Origin of the sequence: Desulfocucumis palustris, from assembly GCF_002933875.1 — a bacterium.
GTDB classification, from domain to species: Bacteria; Bacillota; Desulfotomaculia; order Desulfotomaculales; family Desulfocucumaceae; genus Desulfocucumis; species Desulfocucumis palustris.
In genome coordinates, this window is sequence record NZ_BFAV01000054.1 from 1 (window position 1) to 351 (window position 351).

The 351-nt window shown below is 53.0% G+C and carries 1 protein-coding gene; it reads left to right on the top strand.

Features of this window, described 5'->3' with window-relative positions; translation table 11 throughout:
• Window positions 1-351: RHS repeat protein (locus DCCM_RS04570; RefSeq protein WP_165792015.1), on the top strand; the 351-nt coding region annotated here is incomplete at both ends.

A 351-nucleotide genomic window follows, 5' to 3' on the forward strand; every position in this document is an offset into this window, starting at 1 on the left:
GACGGCGGGATTACCGGCTATGCCTACGACACGGCGGGAAACCTGACCGGTGAAACCGACCCCATGAACCATACCATAACCTACCAAAACGACACCTTGGGCAGGCGCACAAAACAAACGGATCAAAACCTGGGAGTAACCGCCTATGGCTATGACACCTTCGGCAACCTGACAACCTTAAAAGACGCCCTGAACAACACCACCGGCTTCACCTACAACAGCATGGGCGACCTGACCTCAGTAACCGATCCCTTAAACAACACAACCAGGTATACCTACGACGACCTGGGAAGGCTGATAAAAACCGAATTTCCCGACGGAACCTTCACAGCAATCACCTTAGACGGGGAT